Annotated in this window: 22 protein-coding genes and 1 pseudogene; 6 read left to right on the forward strand and 17 right to left on the reverse strand. The window is 61.3% G+C overall.

Features of this window, described 5'->3' with window-relative positions; genetic code table 11:
* The first annotated feature begins 1 nt into the window (after position 1).
* The gene (locus NKI67_RS14215; RefSeq protein WP_023676095.1) at positions 2 to 481 is read left to right on the forward strand and encodes a MaoC/PaaZ C-terminal domain-containing protein; all 480 of its coding nucleotides are present in this window, start codon (positions 2 to 4) and stop codon (positions 479 to 481) included.
* A gap of 214 nt (positions 482 to 695) precedes the next feature.
* On the opposite strand, the gene NKI67_RS14220 is transcribed toward NKI67_RS14215, so the two are convergent.
* The 9 genes from NKI67_RS14220 to NKI67_RS14260 all read right to left on the reverse strand — a co-directional run bounded on the left by NKI67_RS14220 (position 696) and on the right by NKI67_RS14260 (position 8,508).
* A complete protein-coding gene (locus tag NKI67_RS14220; protein WP_023676096.1) occupies positions 696 to 1,652 on the reverse strand; it encodes a C-terminal binding protein in 957 nt (318 codons plus the stop codon).
* Positions 1,653 to 1,664: 12 nt separating this feature from the next.
* A complete protein-coding gene (locus tag NKI67_RS14225; protein ID WP_023676097.1) occupies positions 1,665 to 2,423 on the reverse strand; it encodes an HpcH/HpaI aldolase family protein in 759 nt (252 codons plus the stop codon).
* Between the two features lie 42 nt (positions 2,424 to 2,465).
* Complete coding sequence (locus NKI67_RS14230; protein WP_023676098.1) at positions 2,466 to 3,185, reverse strand: hypothetical protein; 720 nt, start codon at positions 3,183 to 3,185, stop codon at positions 2,466 to 2,468.
* Positions 3,186 to 3,211: 26 nt separating this feature from the next.
* Entirely contained in the window at positions 3,212 to 4,522 is a 1,311-nt protein-coding gene (locus tag NKI67_RS14235) for a TRAP transporter large permease (RefSeq protein WP_023676099.1), read from the reverse strand.
* Positions 4,523 to 4,525: 3 nt separating this feature from the next.
* A complete protein-coding gene (locus tag NKI67_RS14240) occupies positions 4,526 to 5,038 on the reverse strand; it encodes a TRAP transporter small permease (RefSeq protein ID WP_023676100.1) in 513 nt (170 codons plus the stop codon).
* Between the two features lie 57 nt (positions 5,039 to 5,095).
* Positions 5,096 to 6,073 carry a TRAP transporter substrate-binding protein DctP gene (gene dctP, locus NKI67_RS14245; protein ID WP_352645658.1) on the reverse strand — a complete coding sequence of 326 codons (978 nt, stop codon included), beginning with the start codon at positions 6,071 to 6,073 and terminating at the stop codon, positions 5,096 to 5,098.
* A 79-nt stretch (positions 6,074 to 6,152) separates the two neighbouring features.
* Positions 6,153 to 6,698 (reverse strand): flavin reductase family protein, encoded by a 546-nt coding sequence (locus NKI67_RS14250; protein ID WP_023676102.1) that lies wholly within the window; start codon positions 6,696 to 6,698, stop codon positions 6,153 to 6,155.
* Entirely contained in the window at positions 6,698 to 7,792 is a 1,095-nt protein-coding gene (locus tag NKI67_RS14255) for an LLM class flavin-dependent oxidoreductase (protein WP_023676103.1), read from the reverse strand. The genes NKI67_RS14250 and NKI67_RS14255 overlap by 1 nt, the downstream gene beginning before the upstream one ends.
* Entirely contained in the window at positions 7,792 to 8,508 is a 717-nt protein-coding gene (locus NKI67_RS14260; protein ID WP_023676104.1) for a GntR family transcriptional regulator, read from the reverse strand. The genes NKI67_RS14255 and NKI67_RS14260 overlap by 1 nt, the downstream gene beginning before the upstream one ends.
* Positions 8,509 to 8,955: 447 nt before the next feature.
* On the opposite strand from NKI67_RS14260, the gene NKI67_RS14265 reads away from it, so the two are divergent.
* Positions 8,956 to 9,216 carry a hypothetical protein gene (locus NKI67_RS14265; protein ID WP_023676105.1) on the forward strand — a complete coding sequence of 87 codons (261 nt, stop codon included), beginning with the start codon at positions 8,956 to 8,958 and terminating at the stop codon, positions 9,214 to 9,216.
* Between the two features lie 43 nt (positions 9,217 to 9,259).
* On the opposite strand, the gene NKI67_RS14270 is transcribed toward NKI67_RS14265, so the two are convergent.
* The 5 genes from NKI67_RS14270 to NKI67_RS14290 all read right to left on the reverse strand — a co-directional run bounded on the left by NKI67_RS14270 (position 9,260) and on the right by NKI67_RS14290 (position 10,785).
* Entirely contained in the window at positions 9,260 to 9,478 is a 219-nt protein-coding gene (locus tag NKI67_RS14270; protein ID WP_023676106.1) for a hypothetical protein, read from the reverse strand.
* A gap of 3 nt (positions 9,479 to 9,481) precedes the next feature.
* Positions 9,482 to 9,661, reverse strand: coding sequence for a hypothetical protein (locus tag NKI67_RS14275; protein WP_023676107.1), 180 nt, complete (start codon positions 9,659 to 9,661; stop codon positions 9,482 to 9,484).
* A gap of 127 nt (positions 9,662 to 9,788) precedes the next feature.
* On the reverse strand, positions 9,789 to 10,001 hold the full coding sequence (locus NKI67_RS14280; RefSeq protein WP_036238316.1) for a hypothetical protein: 213 nt from the start codon (positions 9,999 to 10,001) through the stop codon (positions 9,789 to 9,791).
* 93 nt (positions 10,002 to 10,094) lie between these two features.
* A complete protein-coding gene (locus NKI67_RS14285) occupies positions 10,095 to 10,532 on the reverse strand; it encodes a GFA family protein (protein ID WP_023676109.1) in 438 nt (145 codons plus the stop codon).
* A 34-nt stretch (positions 10,533 to 10,566) separates the two neighbouring features.
* On the reverse strand, positions 10,567 to 10,785 hold the full coding sequence (locus NKI67_RS14290; protein ID WP_023676110.1) for a hypothetical protein: 219 nt from the start codon (positions 10,783 to 10,785) through the stop codon (positions 10,567 to 10,569).
* Positions 10,786 to 10,930: 145 nt separating this feature from the next.
* On the opposite strand from NKI67_RS14290, the gene NKI67_RS14295 reads away from it, so the two are divergent.
* Positions 10,931 to 13,231: an FdhF/YdeP family oxidoreductase gene (locus tag NKI67_RS14295; protein ID WP_023676111.1), complete on the forward strand. Its 2,301-nt coding sequence runs from the start codon at positions 10,931 to 10,933 to the stop codon at positions 13,229 to 13,231.
* 67 nt (positions 13,232 to 13,298) lie between these two features.
* Here the strand turns inward: NKI67_RS14295 and NKI67_RS14300 are convergent, their stop codons facing one another.
* Both NKI67_RS14300 and NKI67_RS14305 read right to left on the reverse strand, forming a co-directional pair.
* Positions 13,299 to 13,640: a response regulator gene (locus NKI67_RS14300; protein WP_245274673.1), complete on the reverse strand. Its 342-nt coding sequence runs from the start codon at positions 13,638 to 13,640 to the stop codon at positions 13,299 to 13,301.
* A 14-nt stretch (positions 13,641 to 13,654) separates the two neighbouring features.
* The gene (locus NKI67_RS14305) at positions 13,655 to 15,436 is read right to left on the reverse strand and encodes a chemotaxis protein CheB (RefSeq protein WP_352645662.1); all 1,782 of its coding nucleotides are present in this window, start codon (positions 15,434 to 15,436) and stop codon (positions 13,655 to 13,657) included.
* A gap of 251 nt (positions 15,437 to 15,687) precedes the next feature.
* Between NKI67_RS14305 and NKI67_RS14310 the strand changes: the two genes are divergently transcribed.
* From NKI67_RS14310 to tnpC, 3 genes and pseudogenes are all read left to right on the forward strand, one after another.
* Positions 15,688 to 15,885, forward strand: coding sequence for a hypothetical protein (locus NKI67_RS14310; protein WP_156937318.1), 198 nt, complete (start codon positions 15,688 to 15,690; stop codon positions 15,883 to 15,885).
* 1 nt (position 15,886) lies between these two features.
* Complete coding sequence (locus NKI67_RS14315) at positions 15,887 to 16,483, forward strand: response regulator (protein ID WP_036238319.1); 597 nt, start codon at positions 15,887 to 15,889, stop codon at positions 16,481 to 16,483.
* A 116-nt stretch (positions 16,484 to 16,599) separates the two neighbouring features.
* Positions 16,600 to 17,307, forward strand: a pseudogene (gene tnpC / locus NKI67_RS14320) (IS66 family transposase); the annotation flags it as partial.
* 117 nt (positions 17,308 to 17,424) lie between these two features.
* Here tnpC and NKI67_RS14325 read toward each other — a convergent pair.
* Complete coding sequence (locus NKI67_RS14325; protein WP_023676115.1) at positions 17,425 to 18,258, reverse strand: SDR family NAD(P)-dependent oxidoreductase; 834 nt, start codon at positions 18,256 to 18,258, stop codon at positions 17,425 to 17,427.
* Between the last annotated feature and the right edge of the window lie 28 nt (positions 18,259 to 18,286).

Here is an 18,286-nt window from a genome sequence, read left to right on the forward strand (position 1 = left end):
CATGGAGCAGACTGTCTATTTCGAGGACTACCGGATCGGCTCGTCGCGCATGACCAGCGGGCGCACCATCACCGAGACCGATTTCGTCGTCCATGCCGGCCATACCGGCGATTTCTTTCCCCACCACATGGACGCCGAGTTCATGAAGACGACGCCGTTCGGCCAGCGCATCGCCCACGGCACGCTGGTGTTTTCGGTCGGCGTCGGGCTGACGGCCAGCGTCGTCAACCCGGTTGCCTTCTCCTATGGCTACGACCGGCTGCGCTTCATCAAGCCGGTGTTCATCGGCGATACGATCAGGACCCGCACCACCATCTCGGCTAGGGAAGACGACCCGAAGCGACCCGATTCAGGCCGGGTCGTCGAGCGCTGCGAGGTGATCAACCAGCATGGCGACGTGGTGCTGGTCGCCGATCACATCTACATCGTCGAGCGTCGCGACAAGCCGAGCAGAGCCTCGACGGATGGCGCTGAAACCTAAAGACAAAAAAACCGCCTTGCGGCGGGTCCTCGGTGCGAATCAGCACCATACGCAAATTAGTAGCATAGCTGCCGGCACAAAGCAAGAACAAAATGTGGCAAACCGGACAACCGCGACAGGTTGCGCTGCCCCTTATCGCCCTGCGAACGCCGACTTGCAGGACTTGGGTTCCGCGGAGCAGGCGGATAGAGGTGGTGCAGACATCGGGAATTGGTCATATCCGGTTGACCGGATATACCGGCTTGCCGCCGCGCAGGACCGATGCGACATCGGCAAACACCTTGTTGCGAACCTCCGCGTAAGACTGGGTCGAGTAGTGCGCCGCGTGTGGACTGACCAGGACGGTGTCCAGCGCCAGCAGCGGATTGTCGGGCGAAGGCGGCTCCCGCTCGAACGTGTCGATGCCGGCGCCTGCCAGATGGCTGCGCCGGATCGCGTCCGCCAATGCGACCTCGTCGACCAGGCCGCCGCGGGCCACGTTGATGAGTATCGCCCCTTCCTTCATCCGCGACAGGGCTTGCGCCGACATGATGTTTCTGGTCTCCGGTGTCGCTGGAACGTGCAGCGAGACGATATCGGCCCTGGCCAGCAGATCGTCGAAGCCGACCGGTTCGGCACCACTGGCCGCGATGCGCTCGGCCGGCATATGCGGGTCGTAGGCGATGATGTGGTAGCCGAAGACCCGCGCCCGCTCGGCAGTCAGCCGCCCGATCTGGCCGAAGCCGATCAGGCCGAGGATCTGCCTGTCGGGCCGCGTGATGCCGGCGCCGTCGGTCATTGCAGCCCAGCGGCCGGCGCGCACCGCGCTGTCGAACTGTTTCAGCCTGCGCGTCAAGGCCAGGATCAGGGCTATGGCGTGGGTGCTGACTTCAACCAGATTGGCGTCCGGCACGTAGGTTACCTGAACACCGGCACGGCTGGCGGCCTCGACGTCGATCGAATCGAGCCCTACGCCGAACCGCCCGATGACCTTGAGCCTCTTCAGTTCCGCCAAAACGCGAGCCGTGATCGGCTCCCGCAATACCATCAATGCGTCGGCGTCGCGGCAGTGTTCGATCAGGGCATCTTCCGTGAGCAGCGTCTTTTCGACAAACTCGGCGCTCAAGCCGTCGAGGTAGCGCAGCTGCTCTTCCTCGACTGACAACACGCCGTCGGTCTTGATGATCTTCATGGCAAACTCTTGCTATGAGGCGCTGCGCGCCGAGGCGACGCCGGCGGCAAGGCCGGCCCCGAGAAACATCGTATCGCTGGCCAGCATGTAGAAGCTGATGCCGTGCCGCGACCATTTGCCGACATCATCCGCCGAAGGGCGAAAGATGCCGACGGCCTTGCGCGCCGTGCGCGCCGCGGCCGCGATCCTCATAATCGCGGCATTGAGCTTGTCCTGGCCGGCCGGCCCCATCGCGTCGATCGAGACCGACAGGTCGCCGGGGCCAATGAAGACCACGTCGACGCCGTCGACCTGGACGATGTCGTCGATGTTGGCGAGCCCTTCGGCCGTCTCGACCTGGATGGCGACCGTCAGGACCTCGTTGGCCGATTTGAGGTAGTCCGGAATCCTGTAGCCATAACCGGCGGCGCGGCCCGGGCCGACACCGCGGGCGCCGACCGGCGGGTACCGGCAGGCCATGACCGCCATGCGCGCTTGCTCGGCCGTGGAGACGCGGGGTACCAGGACACCCGACGCGCCGGCGTCGAGCGCGGCCGCCATCCACTCCGGCGTGTGGCCGGGAACGCGCACCATCGCGGGAATCCTGTGGACATCGGCGGCGCGGATCAGATCCTCGAGCCGTTCGCGGCCGATCTGCGAATGCTCCCAGTCGATGCACAGGAAATCGACCCCGCTGGCGGCGGCCACTTCGACCGCCACAGGGTGCGGGATGGCACAGAAGGTACCGATGAGGCGATCGAGAGAGACACATTTCTTGCGAAAGTCGTACATGAAATCTCCAGAAATTTTCGGCGTCGGCGAAAACTGTTCGCGCTAGGTTGCGGTGGTCCGCGACAAAGGAGGCATGGCTTCCGTCGACATCGGGAAATGCCGGCTGCCGCCTGAAAACGGCGGGAAGGTCTTGTAGTCGGCGCGCATCTCCAGCCGCGCCGGCGATTGCAGCGCGTGCGTCAATGCCGCGGGACTGTCGAACATGACCCGATTGCGCTGCATATGGTCGACCCGCGGCCAGGGAAGCGAACCGCACCAATCCAGTCGCGACAGAACCTCGATGTGGCGAATACCGGGGAAGCCCCGCATCAATTGCGGATGATGCGTCACATAGTGGTAGAGCCAGGCATTCATGTCTTCGGCCGGCCCGGGATAGTGGACAAGATAGCTGCAGGGGAGCCCGGATGTCTTGACGCCAGCGTCGTCGACGGGAAACGGACGCACGCACATTGCCTGTTGCGTCGGCCTCGAACCGGCGATGCTCGACAGCATACCAGGTGCGGCAAGCGTCTGCAGATGGCCGGACGGCGCCAGCGCCGCCTCCATGTCCGCCAGTTCGTCGAAATAGAGCTGGAAGCCAAAGACCGGCGGTGGACCATCGTTGTTGAACATGTCCGTCGCCACTTCGGGTAGATAGATGTTTGCAAGCGCAAGGCCCGGCGTTGAAGCAATCACACGCCGCACGGCGTCAACATCTTCGCCGGCGATGGCCAAATTTGCCTCGCGGTCATCATGGAAGAAAGCAAGATAGGCAAAGCGCATGTGGACACCTGCTGGATCGAGTTCGACTAGATCAAATTCGGAAGAAAGAGAGCGATCTGCGGAAAGAGGACAATCAGCAGGATCAGCAGAAGCGTCAGCGCGATGTAAGGCGCCGCAGCCATGGCAACCGTCTTGAGCGATGTGCCTTTCGGCGCAACGCCGATCATGATGAACAGCAGCAGACCAAACGGCGGCGTGGTGAAGCCGACCTCGTAGGCGAGCAGCAGGATCAGCCCGAACCATACCGGCTCGTAGCCGAATTGCTGGGCGATCGGTAGGAAGATCGGCAGCGTGATCAGCATCATCGAGACCTGATCCATGAACATGCCGAGCAACAGGATGACGAGCACCATCATGAGCAGCATGGGATACGGTCCAAGATCGTAGCCGACGATGAACTGGATAAAGCCGTTGGAGGCGCCGGAGAAGGCGAATATCTGCGAGAACGTCGTCGAAGCCGAGATGATCAGGAAGGTCATGCCGGTGACCTTCATCGCATCGTCCAGCGACTTCCAGACAACCGACCAGCTGAACCGTCGGTAGACAAACAACAAGGCGAAGACGGCGGCACAGCCGAGTCCGGCCGATTCCGTCGGCGTCGCTATCCCAAGGATGATCGTGCCGACCACCATGAACACGATGACGCTCATCGGAATGATGTTGACGGCGACCGCCCTCACCTTCTCGGCCGCGGGAACGGCGGGTACCGGATAGTGCGGAGCGGCGTCCGGATCGATCTTCGTCTGCGCGAAGATCAGGGCCGCGTACATGACAACGAGCAGCAGTCCAGGCAGAGCCCCCGCTATGAGCAGCGCGCCGACGTCGATCTGGGCAAGCGAGCCGAGCAAGACGGCCAGCGAGGATGGCGGGATGATGACGGCAAGGCTTCCGGCGCCAAGCACCGGGCCGTAGGCCATATGAGGCTTGTAGCCTCGCTTCAGCATCTCGGGCACCATCAGCGAGCCCATCATGCCGGTATTGGCGAGGCTGGAACCTGACAGCGCGGAAAAGATCGTGCCGGCGGCGAGGACGACATAAGCGAGGCGTCCGCGCAGATTGCCGATGCACAGGTCGAGCGCGTAGATGACCTTCTCGCCGAGGCCGGAGCGGAAAAACAGGCTGCCCATGACGAGAAACATCGGCAGCGGAGCAAGCGCATAGGTCGAGACAGCGTCGGAGAAGTTGGCGACCATCTGCGTCACGCCGATCGAACCGCCGAAGAACAGGTACAGCCCGATCACATTGGTGACGAAGAACGCGAAGGCGACCGGCAGCCCAAGCCCCATCAACACTAGGATGGTGCCGACGAGCACGGCGAATGGAAACAGCCAGGCCACCGGTCAGAGCCCTTCCATTTCCAGCGGATCGAGCGTGTACAGCGTGTCACGGCCGAGCAGATATCTGAGCCATTCCAGCGCCGAGAGATAGAAGGCGAGCATGATGGGCAGAAAGACCAGCCATTTCGGCATATCGAAACTGCGCGTTTCGTATTCGCCGCCCGCCACAGCACTTGTCAGCGAAGACAGAGCGACGCTGCCAAGGTAGAGGCTGACGGCAATGCAGGCGAGATAGACCAGCTTTTCAAGCACCGCCCGTGCCCGCACCGGCAGCGCCTGGCGCAGGAACTCGACGAAGACATGGCCCTTGCTGTGGACCAGCCAGGGCATCGGCAGAAATGCCGCATAGAGCAGACCGTATTCCGTCGCCGATACTGCCCAGGCAAGCGGCCTCAGGCCCAGATTGCGGACGCACACATCAGCAACCACCGCGACGATGATGAGGCCAAGCACCACTTTTGCCGCCGCCGCCAACGCAAGGCTCAGCTTCCCAATCGCTGCAAACGATCTGTCCATTCCCGACGACCCTCATGTCCACCTTGATGAAGGGCGCACCAGCGCCCTCCGCTCGGGCTACTGGAAGAATTTCTTCAACTGATCGATGTTGGTAGGATCGCGTTTGGCCATTCTCGCCCAGCTCGCCTGCGTGGCAGCCGCCAGGAATTTGTCGCGGCCGGCGCCGGTCAAGCTGATCACCTTCTGCCCGCCGCCGATCATTGCCTGTGCCTGCTTTTCGGACTCGGCGAGATTGGCGTCATAGCTCACGCGCTCGTATTCGACGGCCGTGTCGGCAAGCAGCTTCTGCGCCTCGGGTGACAGCGTGTCCCATTTCGCCTTGTTGATCGAGATCAGCACATCGGTTTTGAAGAATTGCGGGTCGACACGGTATTTGGTGAATTTGTCCCAGCCGAACGACGCATAGCCAAACACGGTATACGCGTTGGCATTAACGACGCCGCGCTCGAGCGAGGTGTAGACATCCCCCGGCGCTTGGACGATGACCGTTGCGCCCAAGGATTCAAGGAAATCGCGGTAGAGCGGCGACGAGCGGATCTTCAGACTGCTCCACTCGATGCTGCCTTCATCGTTGAGCTTAGGTTCGTCGACGGTGAAGACGTTGAAGCCCGAACCCGCGTCGACATGCGCCAGCAGATGGGCATTGGCCTTCTTCTCGAAAATTCCGTTGATGAAATCCCAGCCGCCATTGTCGCGGACCTCCCACGGCGTCTTCGTCGATGCGGAGAAAACTTCGCCTTCGGGCACGAGCTCCAGGAACTGCCCTGCCGGTGTGTCGATCACGTCGATCAGGCCGCTCCTGAGCGCCGCGCCCTGCTGGATCGGCGGAATGACCTCCGGCCCGCCACGCACGTTGATCTGGACCACGCCCTTGCCCTTTTCGTTCACCTTCTGAACGAATTTCAAGAAGCTCTGGGCGTAGCCGTTCTGCGTCGGCGTAAAATGCACGGCGTTGAGGACGACCTCTTCGGCCGTGGCGCTACCCGCCAAGCCCGACATGAGTGCAGCCAGAACAAGGGATTTCCAAATGCGCATTGCCGTACTCCCTCTGATAGTTCGCCCATGATCGGGTCGATCTAAAATTGCAATCGCTGCGCCGCCGCGTGAACGGCGATTAGTTGGCATCATCTCCTACTGTCAGGAACCGCCCATGCGCGTAGAAGACCGGCGATCGGTCAGCGCGATCCAGCGCGACGCCTGAGACGATGCCGATAACGATCATGTGCGACGCCCGCACAATGATTTCGGCCACCCGGCATTCGAACATTGCCCGCGCGCCGACAAGCAAGGGCGCGCCGGTTTCGCCACGCACCCATGATCCGGACGAGAACCGCGCGGCGCCCTTGGCTTTGGTCATGCCGCCAAAGGCACGCACAACGTTCTCTTGGTCGCCGGCGGGAAGATTGACCGAAAACGGCAAGTCTTCGCGAATGGCCGAGGCAAAGGTGCTGCCGCGGTTGACGCAGGCCAGCAGCGACGGCGGCTCGGCGCTGAACGAGCAGAGAGCCGTCGCCGTGATGCCGCAAAAGCCGATCTCGTGATGTTCCGAGGCAAGGATGGCGACCGAGCCCGCCACCGCCCGCATCGCCTGCTTGAAGGCGCGCGGATTGATGGCGTCGTGCCCATCCACCCACGGGGTCGGAATGGCGGCCGCCGGCATCAATTGACTCGAAGCCCGGCCTGGCGCATCAGCGGCAGCACGCGGTCGCAGAAGAAGGGCAATTCGTAGGTGTAGTTGACGAATGTAAGGGCGGCGCCGGAATAGCCCTGGTCCATGATCTCAGTGAGATCGTCGACGATCTTTTCCGGCGTGCCGATGAGCGGGAACGTTCCGGCACCGCCGGCGAACCTTTGCCGATATTCGGTGAAAGCCTTCGCGTCGTGCGAGTTCGCGAATTCCTTCTTCTTGCGCATGTGCTCGTCGACCGCACCCTCGTCCGCGCATTCCAGCGCGTAATGCCGGTAGTAGTCCTCGGCTTCCTGCTGGGTCTCCCGGCAGACGACGTGACAGACCGTATAGACGCCGACTTCGCGTCCGACTTCGGCCGCTCGGTTGGTGATGTCGACCACATGCGCACGGCCGTCGGCGATTTCGGAAAAAGTCGAAAACAAATAGTCGCAGTGGCGCGCTGCATAGTTGCGCCCTGGCGCGCCGAAGGCGGCGTTCATGGTCACCGGTCGTGGCGCCTGCAGACTTGGTGGGCGGCTGACGACCCCCTTCAGATCATAGAACTCGCCGCCGAAATCGAACGGCTCCCTCGATTGATAGGCACGCACGATGATGTTGATCCATTCCTCGGCTTGATCGTAGGTTCGATCGCCGACCGTCTGCCCGAACATGGCGAACTCGTCGGGGTTCCAGCCGCAGACAATGTTCAAGCCGGCCCGCCCATTGGAGATGTGGTCGACCGTCGCCAGCGCTTTTGCAGCCTGCAGCGGATGAACCAGCGGCACATGCACCGTCATGAACAGGCCGATGTTTTCCGTGGCGACAGCAAGGCCCGCCGCCCAGGTGAAAGTCTCGAACGACCATTCCCGCACATGCGTCAAACCGCCGAAGCCGCGCCAGCGGGCGATCGGCAGCAGAAACTCGAGGCCGGCGCGATCGGCGATGCAGGCGGAGTTGAGGTTGTCTTCCCAGCGGGCATGCCAGCGCTCGAGAACGGTGGTCATTGCCAGGCCGCCATCGGCGTTCATGGAAAAGACGCCGAGCTTGAACCTGTTCGGCCCTTTCAGCGGGTGCTGCTTCCTGATCATGCTTTCCCCTGCCGCGACATGCCCTCACCTTCACCGTTGGAGTCTTGAAACGGTGGGCTAAGCTTCATGAAACGCTCCTCGGCGTTCTGAATGAAGCGGGTCATGCGGTCGTAAGCGGCGACGGCGTCGCGCTTGACGAATGCCTCATAGATTGCGCGCATGCCGGCAACGATAACGGCCTGCGTCGGCTGGTGCGACAGCGTCCTTAAGCGGACGACGAGCACGTGGTCGGCGAACCTTGCAATCGTTTGGGAAAGGCGCTCGTTCTCGACGGCGCCGAGCCAACAATTCCTGAATGCCGAATTGGCCTGGAAAAAGCGGTCGGCATCGCCGGCGGCGGCCGCAGCCTCGGCCTCCCGAAGCGCGGCTGCCAGGGTCTTGAGGCCAGCGGCGTCAAGTGTCCGTGCGGCGTGCGCGGCGGCCCGTGGCTCAAGCAGGCGGCGGACCTCGAAGATGTCGGCGACATCCGTCGCGGTAAGCGTGGGCAGGGTGAAGCCGCGTGTGGTGCCGACGAGATAGCCCTCATGCACCAACTGCATCAAGGCGTCGCGGACAGGCATTCTGGAAATGCCGAGCTGGGCGGCAATATCGACGTCGACGAGCTTCTGGCCAGGCGCCAATTCGCCATGCTGTATCGTCAGCCGGATTTGTTGATAGACCTGGGCACGCAGATTGCCATCGCCAACCCGTTTGAGCTCTATCGTTTCCGTCATCCACGCCTTCCCATGCGAAGATTTCGTATATCGTTTGAGGCTGTGTTCTCGCAGTCGTGCCGTTTGAAATGCAGCCACGTGTCGGCAGAAATCGACCTATCAGCCATGTTCCCGGCTCAAGTGGAGCATAGGCTGGATCACCTGGCAAGATGTTTTAAGTTTATAATGTATACTGTTTGAGTTCGCTGTCCGGAGGGCAATGGATCGCGCCATCCGTGCTGCCGCGCCGCGCGACGGCGGGGACAGCTAACGATCCGCGCGGTTCGGTAAAAAACGTACAGACGTTTTTCCGTGACACATCGAAGTTGACGGATTTAACTAAAATTACTTGCGATCTGCGCGCGCCGGCACGCCCACCCCGATCCCCTCGCCGGTACGCATTACTGGATCGCCCGCCGTATCGAAAGGTGCGGCGGGCTTTTCGTTTCGTTTGGCGGGGAGGCGCTTATGCGAGACTTGCCCAGGAATATCGACGCCGACGTCGTGATCGAAATCAGCAAGCTGCTCGACGACCGGGCGAAGTCCGTGCCGGTGCCGGTGCACAAGCTGGCGGCGATGATCCGGCTGGGCGTCGAGACCCGTCTGACCGATCACTCGATCGAGGAGCTGATCGTGGAAATGGCCGCGACGCGGGGGCTTCCGATGCTGTTCGACTTGCCGGTGGTCGACAACGTCGTGCCGTTTGCCTTGGCGCGCCGTTCCCGCTGACACTTCGCTCGAACCTCACCGATCGTCGCGTCGCCGCCCGATTTCACTTGTCCTGATGCGCGGGCCGAGTGTCGCCTTTCTTTTCGGGGTCGTGGGTATGGTGGCTGTCGCGTTCGCCGCCGCCGCCGGAGACTTTGCTGTGGCTGCGACGGTCGGAGTCGGCCGGCGGCTTTTCGACGCTCAGCGGCTTCTTGGCGTTTTCGTGCGCGGCGCCGGGACCGCCCTGGCGGATGCTGGCAGGAGTCTTCTTCGACGTGGACATGACCTAGCGATCCTGGACGTTGCCTTGATGGGTGGTGTTGACCTTCGTATTGCCTTGCTGGCCCTGCTTGTCGGGATCCGGAACGGCTGATTGCGGTCCCTGTTCGGCTGCTACCGATTTTTTGTCACCGGCGCCCTTTGGGCTCAGATTCTTCGGCGGCACAGGGGGAGGTTTTGTGCTCATGGCGTTTCTCCTTCCGCCACCCAAACAAGCGGCTCGGGAGAAAGGTTCCCGAGGGTCCGACATTAACGGTGATTGCCGCAACGAGCCGGGTCCACAGGCCGTGGCTTGGGGCCGGCGGGATCCAGGATTATTTCTTGATAATGTTTCCGTTGTTCAGATCGAAGGCCTGGGCACCGAACGCCTGCCTGAAGAAATCCTCCTGCAGATCGCCCCATTCGCCGAGATAGGCGCCGCAATTGCTGCAATGGATCGGCGTCGAATCCTTCGGATTGTCGGGAATCTCCATCAGGATCGTCCCGCACGCCTTGCAATCGAGCTTGTCATCCAAACGGCGGCCCATTGGCACATGATCGCGCGTTTTCAGCCGTGCGCCAATTGTCGTTTTCGTACGGGGCTGCGAACGGTACGTTTCCACCTGCAGGCGGGCAGTAGGCTATCGGTCTGCCGGATTTCCGAACGCCGGATCGCGCCGCCTCGAATACGTCCCCACCCGCGGCAGCTCGTCTGGAAAGTCGACCCAGGGAAGCCTCATGTCCCAATATGCGTGGGCCCGCGGCGGAAACCGTTCGGGATGATCGAGGAAGCCGATCGCCAGATAGAGTTCGTCGGGCAGGCCCTGGTCGACATAGCTGATCGATGTTCCACAATCCGCACAGAAGGACCGGAGCACGCCTGGGGTTTTCGAAAATATCTTCGGTGTGCCGGTGAGCAATGTGAATTCGGAAGGCCGATAACCGACCCACACCGACAGAGGGCTTCCTATCGCCTTGCGGCAGTCGTCATCGTGATCGGAGCAAATCCAGAAAGGCTCGCCGCGCATCTCCGCCGTTATGGCGCCGCAAAAACAGGAACCCGTTTCAGTTCGTGGCATTGCCTTGCTGCTGAATTTCATTGCTGGCCCTACGTCATTGCTGGCCTGGCATTTCGGTATTTTCCTTGGGGTTCTTCTTGATGCCGGCGGCAGGCGAGGTATCGGCCGGAGCATTGCCACCCTGGTTCTGTTCAGGGGCTCTTTTGAGCGGCGAAGTCTGCCAGCCCATATCGCCGTACAAAAAGCCTATGAGAAGGCCGACGATGATGATGGCCGAAATCACCATCGCAATTAATGCATTACGTCGCTCCATTTTGCGCGGCTCCTTTCTTCGAGCCGAACAAACGATGGCGGAAATGGTTCCGGTTAGACGGACGGCGTGACGGTACGGACCCAGCCCGGAACATTCAGCCTCACCGCGGGTTCGTATGAGCGCTCTTCCACAGGGAGTGGCTTGCATGAGACCCGCCGTAACCGATCGCATCGAAACCAAGAAATACGACCACCCGACAGGCGGCTGGGGATCGCTGAGATCCTTGGTCCGCAAGGCGCGAGGCGAAGGCCTGCTATTGTCCGGGATATGGAGCACGCTGCTCAAGCAGAACAAGGCCGACGGCTATATGTGCATGTCTTGCTCATGGGCAAAGCCAGCCCAGCCGAGGCCTTTCGAATTCTGTGAAAACGGCGCCAAGGCGACGATGTGGGACCAGACCAAGCTGCGCTGCGAACCCGCTTTCTTCGCCGAGCATTCGGTGACGGAACTGCTCGATTGGCCGGACCACGATCTGGAGAAACAGGGCAGGCTAACAGAGCCCATGCGCTACAGTGCCGCCACCGACCGTTACGAGCCGGTCTCCTGGGACGATGCGTTCCGCGACATAGCTGCCGAACTGCGGCGGCTCGATCCCAAATCGGTAGTGTTCTACACGTCTGGCCGGGCCTCGCTCGAAGCCTCGTTCATGTACCAGCTTTTTGCACGAATCTATGGGTCTTCGAACCTGCCCGATTCGTCCAACATGTGTCATGAATCGACCTCGGTCGGCTTGCCGGAATCGATCGGCTCGCCGGTCGGGACCGTGCAGCTCGAAGACTTTGCGAAATGCGACATGATGTTCTTCTTCGGGCACAACACCGGGGTGACGGCGCCGCGCCTGCTGCATCCGCTGCAGGAGGCACGTCAACGCAACGTGCCCGTCTTCACCTTCAATCCCTTGCCCGAGCGGGGACTGAAACGCTTCAAGAACCCGCAAAACCCTGTCGACATGCTGTCGCCCGGGCCTGGCACCAAAATGTCCAGCGACTTCTTCCAGGTTCGTTCCGGCGGCGACATTGCTGCGATAACGGGCATCGCCAAAGCGTTGCAGGCGCTCGACGATGCCGCCCGCGAAAGCGGCAGGACGCGTGTCCTCGACACGGCTTTCATCGCCGAGCACACGCATGGCTTCGCCGAGTTCGAAGCCTTCCTGCGCAAAACCCAGTGGAGCGATATCGTCGCGCGATCCGGCATTGCGCAGACCGACCTGGAACATGTCGCCGAGGTCTACAGCCATGCCAACGCGGTGATCGGCAATTACGGCATGGGCCTGACCCAGCATCGGCACGGCACCGAGAACGTCCAGATGCTGTGCAACCTTTTGATGCTGCGCGGCAATATCGGAAAAGCCGGCGCCGGCATTTCGCCGCTGCGCGGGCATTCCAATGTCCAGGGGCAGCGCACCGTCGGCATATCGGAAAAACCCGAGCTCGTCCCGCTCGACAAGTTCGCCGAATTCTATGCCTTTGAACCGCCGCGCGAGAAAGGTCGCGATACGGTCGAAACCTGCGAAGGCGTCATCGACGGATCGGTCAAGGGCTTCGTCGGACTGGGCGGCAATTTCGTGCGGGCCGTTCCGGAAACCGGCCTGGTCGAAAAGGCCTGGCGTGGGCTCGACCTGCATGTCGAGATCGCGACCAAACTCAACCGCAGCCACCTGATCGCCGGGCGGACAACCTATTTGCTGCCTTGCCTGTCACGGCTGGAAAGAGATCATCAGGCAAGCGGCGACCAAAGGGTGTCGGTAGAGGATTCCACCGCCTGTATCCACGGCTCGTTCGGATCGCGACCTCCGGCTTCGCCGCATCTGCTTTCCGAGCCCAGGATCGTTGCCGAGCTTGCCAAGGCGACAGTGCCGGGCAGAAGTTCGATCCCATGGGACGAGTGGGTTGGGGATTATTCCCGCATCCGCGACGAAATCGAGCGCTGCTACCCCCAACATTTCCGCGACTTCAACGAGCGTTTCCTGACGCCCGGCGGCTTCCATCGCGACATCAAGGCGAGCAAGCGGGTGTGGGAGACGCCGAACAAGAAGGCCAACTTCAAGCTGCCAAGTGGCCTTGAAACCGATCCCGACATCGATGTCGCCGGCCGTGATGTGCTGACACTGATCACGGTGCGCTCCAACGACCAGTTCAACACGACCGTCTACGGCTACAACGACCGGCTGCGCGGCATCAGCGGCACACGCATGGTGCTGTTGATGAACGAGAAGGATATCCAGCGCCTCGGTTTGAGCGCCGGACAGGAAGTCGATCTCGAAGCCAATGCGCAGGACGGTGTGGAGCGCCGCGTGCACGGGCTGCGCGTTACACCTTACTCGGTGCCGGAGGGAAATTGCGCCGGTTACTACCCCGAGCTCAACCCGCTGGTTCCTTTGTGGCACAGAGCCGAGAAGGCTCATGTTCCGGCGGTCAAATCGGTACCGGTGCGGATATTGCCATAGGCGTTCGTCGTTCGCGGCAGGCACGCACCACGCCGATGTGCCCTGGCGCGACTTTCAAATCGCGACCTCAGCCGGCTCGCGCGAGTTCATCCACGGCATTCAGGATCGCACTCTGGCTCGCCGGCTTCTGCACGATCCTGCAAGCGCGGAACCCGGCCGGAATTTCGCGTTCACCAAAGCCTGAGAGGAAGGCGAACGGAACACCACGCGTCCGCAACGCTTCCGCAATCGGATAGCTGGTTTCGTCGTTCAACTGGATATCCAGTAACGCCGCGTCGACGCCGCCTTCGCCAACGAGCCGGAGTGCCGCCGTCACCGACGAAACAGGTCCAACCACCTGATGGCCGGCTTTGCGCAGGTAAGCCGCCGCATCGTCGGCGATCAGCCATTCATCCTCGACGATCAGCACACGCACCTTTCCGGTCACGACGAGCCCTCGCGGGTCAGAGGAAATGCGATTTCCGCCTCCAAACCATTTGAGCGGAAACTTGTTTCAACTTTTCCGCCCAGCCTATAGCCGATTTCTCCGCGCAGAAGGGTAAGGCCGAAGCCGCTGTCGGTTGGCTCCTTGATGCGGGGGCCGCCCTTCTCGCGCCAGACGAGCTTGAAGGTTCCGTCGGCCACCGACCATTTGACAACTATCCGCCCGGCAGGCCTCGACAGTGCGCCATACTTGGCGGCATTCGTCGCCAGTTCGTGGATGGCCATGCCGAAGGAAAGCCCTTGTGCCGGCTTGAGATTTACCCTCTTGCCATCGAGCTCAAACCGTTCGGGGCCGAAGGGATCGAGTTCCTGACGCAGCAGTTCCTCGACGGAGGCTTCCGTCCAGCTCTCGCGCGAGAGCAGACTATAGGCTCGTGACATGGCATGCAGGCGCCCGATCAAGGCTTCGGCGAACTCCTCTTTCGATGCCGAGTTTTCACGGGTCCGGTTGGTGATGCTGGCCACGACCGCCAGCATGTTCTTGACGCGATGGTTCAGCTCGGAGATGAGCACCTGCTGACGCTCTTCCGCCTGCGCCAGCGTCGTCACGTCGATCAGGGTCACGACGACGCCCTGGATGCTGCCGCTCTTGTCCCGGTACGGGTTGATGCGAACCAGGTAGAACCGGCCCTTGTCGTCGCGCGCAAGGTGATGGTTCAGGATCTCTCCCGTCTCGAGCACTGCCTCGATGTGAGGCCTCAGCTCGGGATAGTCGAGCTGGCTTGAAAGGTCGGTCAGCGGCCGTCCGACATCGGATGGGCGCAGATTGAAGAAGGCCGATGCAGCGGGGGTAAAGGTCCGCACCACAAGGTTGCGGTCGAGGAATATGGTTGCGATCTCTGTGCTTTCGAACAGGTTTCTGAGATCGCTGTTGGCGCGGTCGAGCTCCTCAATCTTGCTGGTCAGCTCTGCGTTGATGGTGCTGAGCTCTTCGTTGAGCGACTGCTTCTCCTCCTTCGAGGCCTCAAGCTCCTCATTAGTCGACTGCGCCTCTTCATTGGCGGAGAACGTCTTCGTCTTATAGCTGGAAAAGTCGTGACCGGAATGGCCGCGCAGAGTGGGGTCGATTTCATCGGCGGCCCGATCCACGTCAGCTTTGTGCTCGCCACCCCCCTCGGCCAGCCCGTTCAGCACATTGAAGCCGCGGCCAAACGCCTGAAGCTTTGCGCCGATCTCCTCGGCGGGCGCTGCGATATCGATCAGGCCGCTCGAAATCGCGCTTTGCGGCATGTCCGGGTTGCGCGCGCCGGAACCGTTGGAGGCTTGGGCAATCGTCAACCCGCCATGTTCCTTGATCGCCCGGGCGCCCAGCGTGCCGTCCGAATCGCCCCCCGACAGGATGATGCCTACGGCGTACTCCCCTTGGTCCTCGGCCAGTGCACGGAAGAAGATGTCGATCGGTTTGCGCTCGCGGTTAAGCGTGTTCGGCCGGCGTAGCGAAAGCGCGCCCTTACGGATGGTGAGGACGACGTTTTGCGGCATCACATAGACTTGGTCGGGTTGGACCGCCATGCCCTCCTCGGCGACGATGACCGGCATTCCGGTGTAACGTGCGATAACGTCATGCAGCAGGCTTTCGCGTTCTGGGCTCAGATTAGTGACGACGACGAACGCCATGCCGGTGCCGCCGGTCAGTCCTTTGAACAGGCCCTCGATCGCGGGAATGCCGCCGGCCGATGCGCCGACGCCGACAATGGGAAATCTTCCGTTCTGGAATACCATGCCACGCCTCGGTAACAGCCGCGGCTGCGAAACCGCCAAATCGGACCTCAGACTAATGCATGTCGCGCAAAAGTGTGCAGCGGTTTTGCGATAACGAGATGAATAAAAACAACAGCCTAAAGCGCGTCGCATGAGGCCGGCAAAACGCGACGTGCTTTAGGACCGGACCGAGCCTCAGGCCAGTAAATGGTCCTCGAACGGAACAAAGCACCGCCGGTGGGCATTAACATCCGGTTTTCGAGGCGGTTCCAATGGCAAAACGACCACCTGAGATAAAGCCGGCAAAACAAATCTCGTTACGTTCGCCGGATCTGGCCAAGGTCCCGGTATCCGAAGAAATCCCGCCTCGTCTGCTCGCGCGCGCGGAACGGTTGCAAGAGGCCTTGTCCCGTCATTTTGTACAAGTCCGCGCCGACAGCCGTGACTCCCGCAGAAAGAAGGAACAATGAGGTGCGCGACCTGCAAGGCTTGCATATCCTGATCGTCGAGGACGAATGGATGCTGGCGGGCGATCTTGCACGTTATTTCAGCAAGATGGGCGCCGTCGTGCTTGGCCCCGTGGCGACAGTCGAACAGGCGTCGAAGCATACCGATGAGGCGGAAGCCGCAATCCTGGACGTCAATCTCAACGGAAGACGGGTATTCCCGATCGCGGACGAACTGATGCGCCGCGGCGTGCCGTTCGTGTTTTTCAGCGGCGACGAAGACATCGTTATTCCTGAGCGCCTTCGGTATGCCAGCAGCCTCAGAAAATCCTCGGACGGCCAGGCTGTTTTCGATGCTCTCTTCCCCTCCGAGCCCAAAGCATCAAGCGGAAATCTGGCGACCGAGCCGTCAGACGACGTATTTTCCCTGCTGCCTAAGCTCAGGCTCGCAGCGCGTCTGCTGCTGGGAGACGTTGACGCTTCCGACCGGCTGGTCGAGCGGACGCTCGAGCAGGCGATCGGCGAGATCGACAGGAGACGATCCGGTTCCTCCACCGAGGACTGGCTTAACGGCATCATGCGAAACATCGTCAAGGCACGCGGAGCAAACCTGCTGCACTGACCATGCCCGCCGGCAACTAGCATCTCTGCACATGGATTATGACTCTTTGGCGGTTGGCTTTGGATAGGCCTTGGCCAATTTGAGGCGCGCCTGTTCGGTCGAGAACATCCAGTTGCGGCGGTGCTCCGCCTGGTGTGGCCTTCACCTACGCTCGGGGCATTCATGCCGAGCGGATATTGCAGGGCTTCTCCGGCATCCTGCAGGTCGATGGCTATGCCGGATACAACAGACTGATCGCACCTGACCGTGTCGGCTCGGACATCCGGCTTGCCTATTGTTGGGCACACGCTCGCCGCAAGCTGGTGGAGATAACCCGCAACGGAGCAGCACCTATCGCCGAAGAGGGCGTCAAGCGGATCAGCGAACTGGGTCGGATCGAGGCCGAACTGCGTGGCCTTGATCCGGAGGCTCGCCTCGCCGGACGACAGGAACGATCAACGCCACTGGTCACCGACATGCAGACCTGGCTCGTCCATCACCGGGCCCGTGTCGCGACCAAGTCTCCACTCGGCGAGGCCTTGGCGTACATCGCCAAATATTGGGATGGTTTGAAGCTCTTCCTGACCGACGGCCGCATCGAGATCGACAACAACAGCGTCGAGCGAACCATCCGGCCGATAGCCCTCAATCGCAAGAATGCACTCTTTGCGGGGCACGACGCTGGAGCCGAGAACTGGGCCACCATCGCATCGCTCATCGAGACCAGCAAACTCAACGCTGTCGATCCGCAGGCCTACCTGATCAATACGCTCACCGCCATCGTCAACGGTCACAAGCAGAGCCGGATCGATGAGCTGCTGCCTTGGGCTTACAAGGGGAAGTAATGTGGCCCCGAAGACTACAGTCGGCCCAAAGCGGACTTCGGAAGGTACGCAGATAGAGGATCGGCGAATGCCCCAAAGCCCGCACGCAGGGTGTGGACTCAGGGCGTTCCAGCGTCCTCAGTCTATGGCGAGAGAACTCGACAGTTCTCGGTACGCTTCGATCTGCTGCTGCAAGAGAGCAATCTTCTGCTCCGCCACCTGGATAGCGTCAGAGCCAGCGAGGAAGCGCCGTGGCAGTTCGTCCTGCTCAGCGAGCGTGATTAGAGCGCGTGCCAGCTTAGCGGGGTCACCGCCCTGCTTGCCGTTCTGGGACTTCCAGAAGGCAATCTGTGCCGTGCGTCGCTCGTGATAATCTTCGATCGCGATTTCCGCGTAACTGGTGGACTCCTCCGTCAGAAGCTCCGTGCGGAAAAAGCCTGGGTTGACGATCATCGTCTCGATGCCGAACGGACCGACTTCAGTCTGCAGCGCTTCCATCCAGCCATCGAGGCCAAACTTCGAAGCAGAGTAGGCTGTGCAGAATTCAAAGCCCATCAGACCTGCCGTCGAGGAGATCGAGACGATCTGGCCGGAGCGCTGCTTGCGCATGACCGGAAGGAACGCCCGCGTCACGATCATCGGACCGTCAAGGCTCGTGCTTAGCTGCAACTGCATCTGCTTGGGAGACAGTTCCTCGAAATACCCGGCGTAGAAGCTGGCCGCGTTGTTGACCAGCACGTCGATCCGTCCGAACCGCTCAAGGGTCGCCTGCGCGGCGGCGTCGGCGTCAGCGGCCCTGGTGACATCGAGTTTCACGACAAGAAGGTCGTCGGAAGCACCTAGAGCGTTCGCCACCTTGTCTGGATTACGGCCAGTCGCGACCACCTTGTGGCCGGCTGCCAGGGCCGCCTTGGCAATGTCCAGGCCGAGGCCACGTCCTGCCCCGGTGATGAACCACACTTTGTTACTCATCTCATGTGTCCTTTCATGTTGTCAGCCC

Source organism: Mesorhizobium sp. M0408, from assembly GCF_040321495.1.
Lineage (GTDB): Bacteria > Pseudomonadota > Alphaproteobacteria > Rhizobiales > Rhizobiaceae > Mesorhizobium.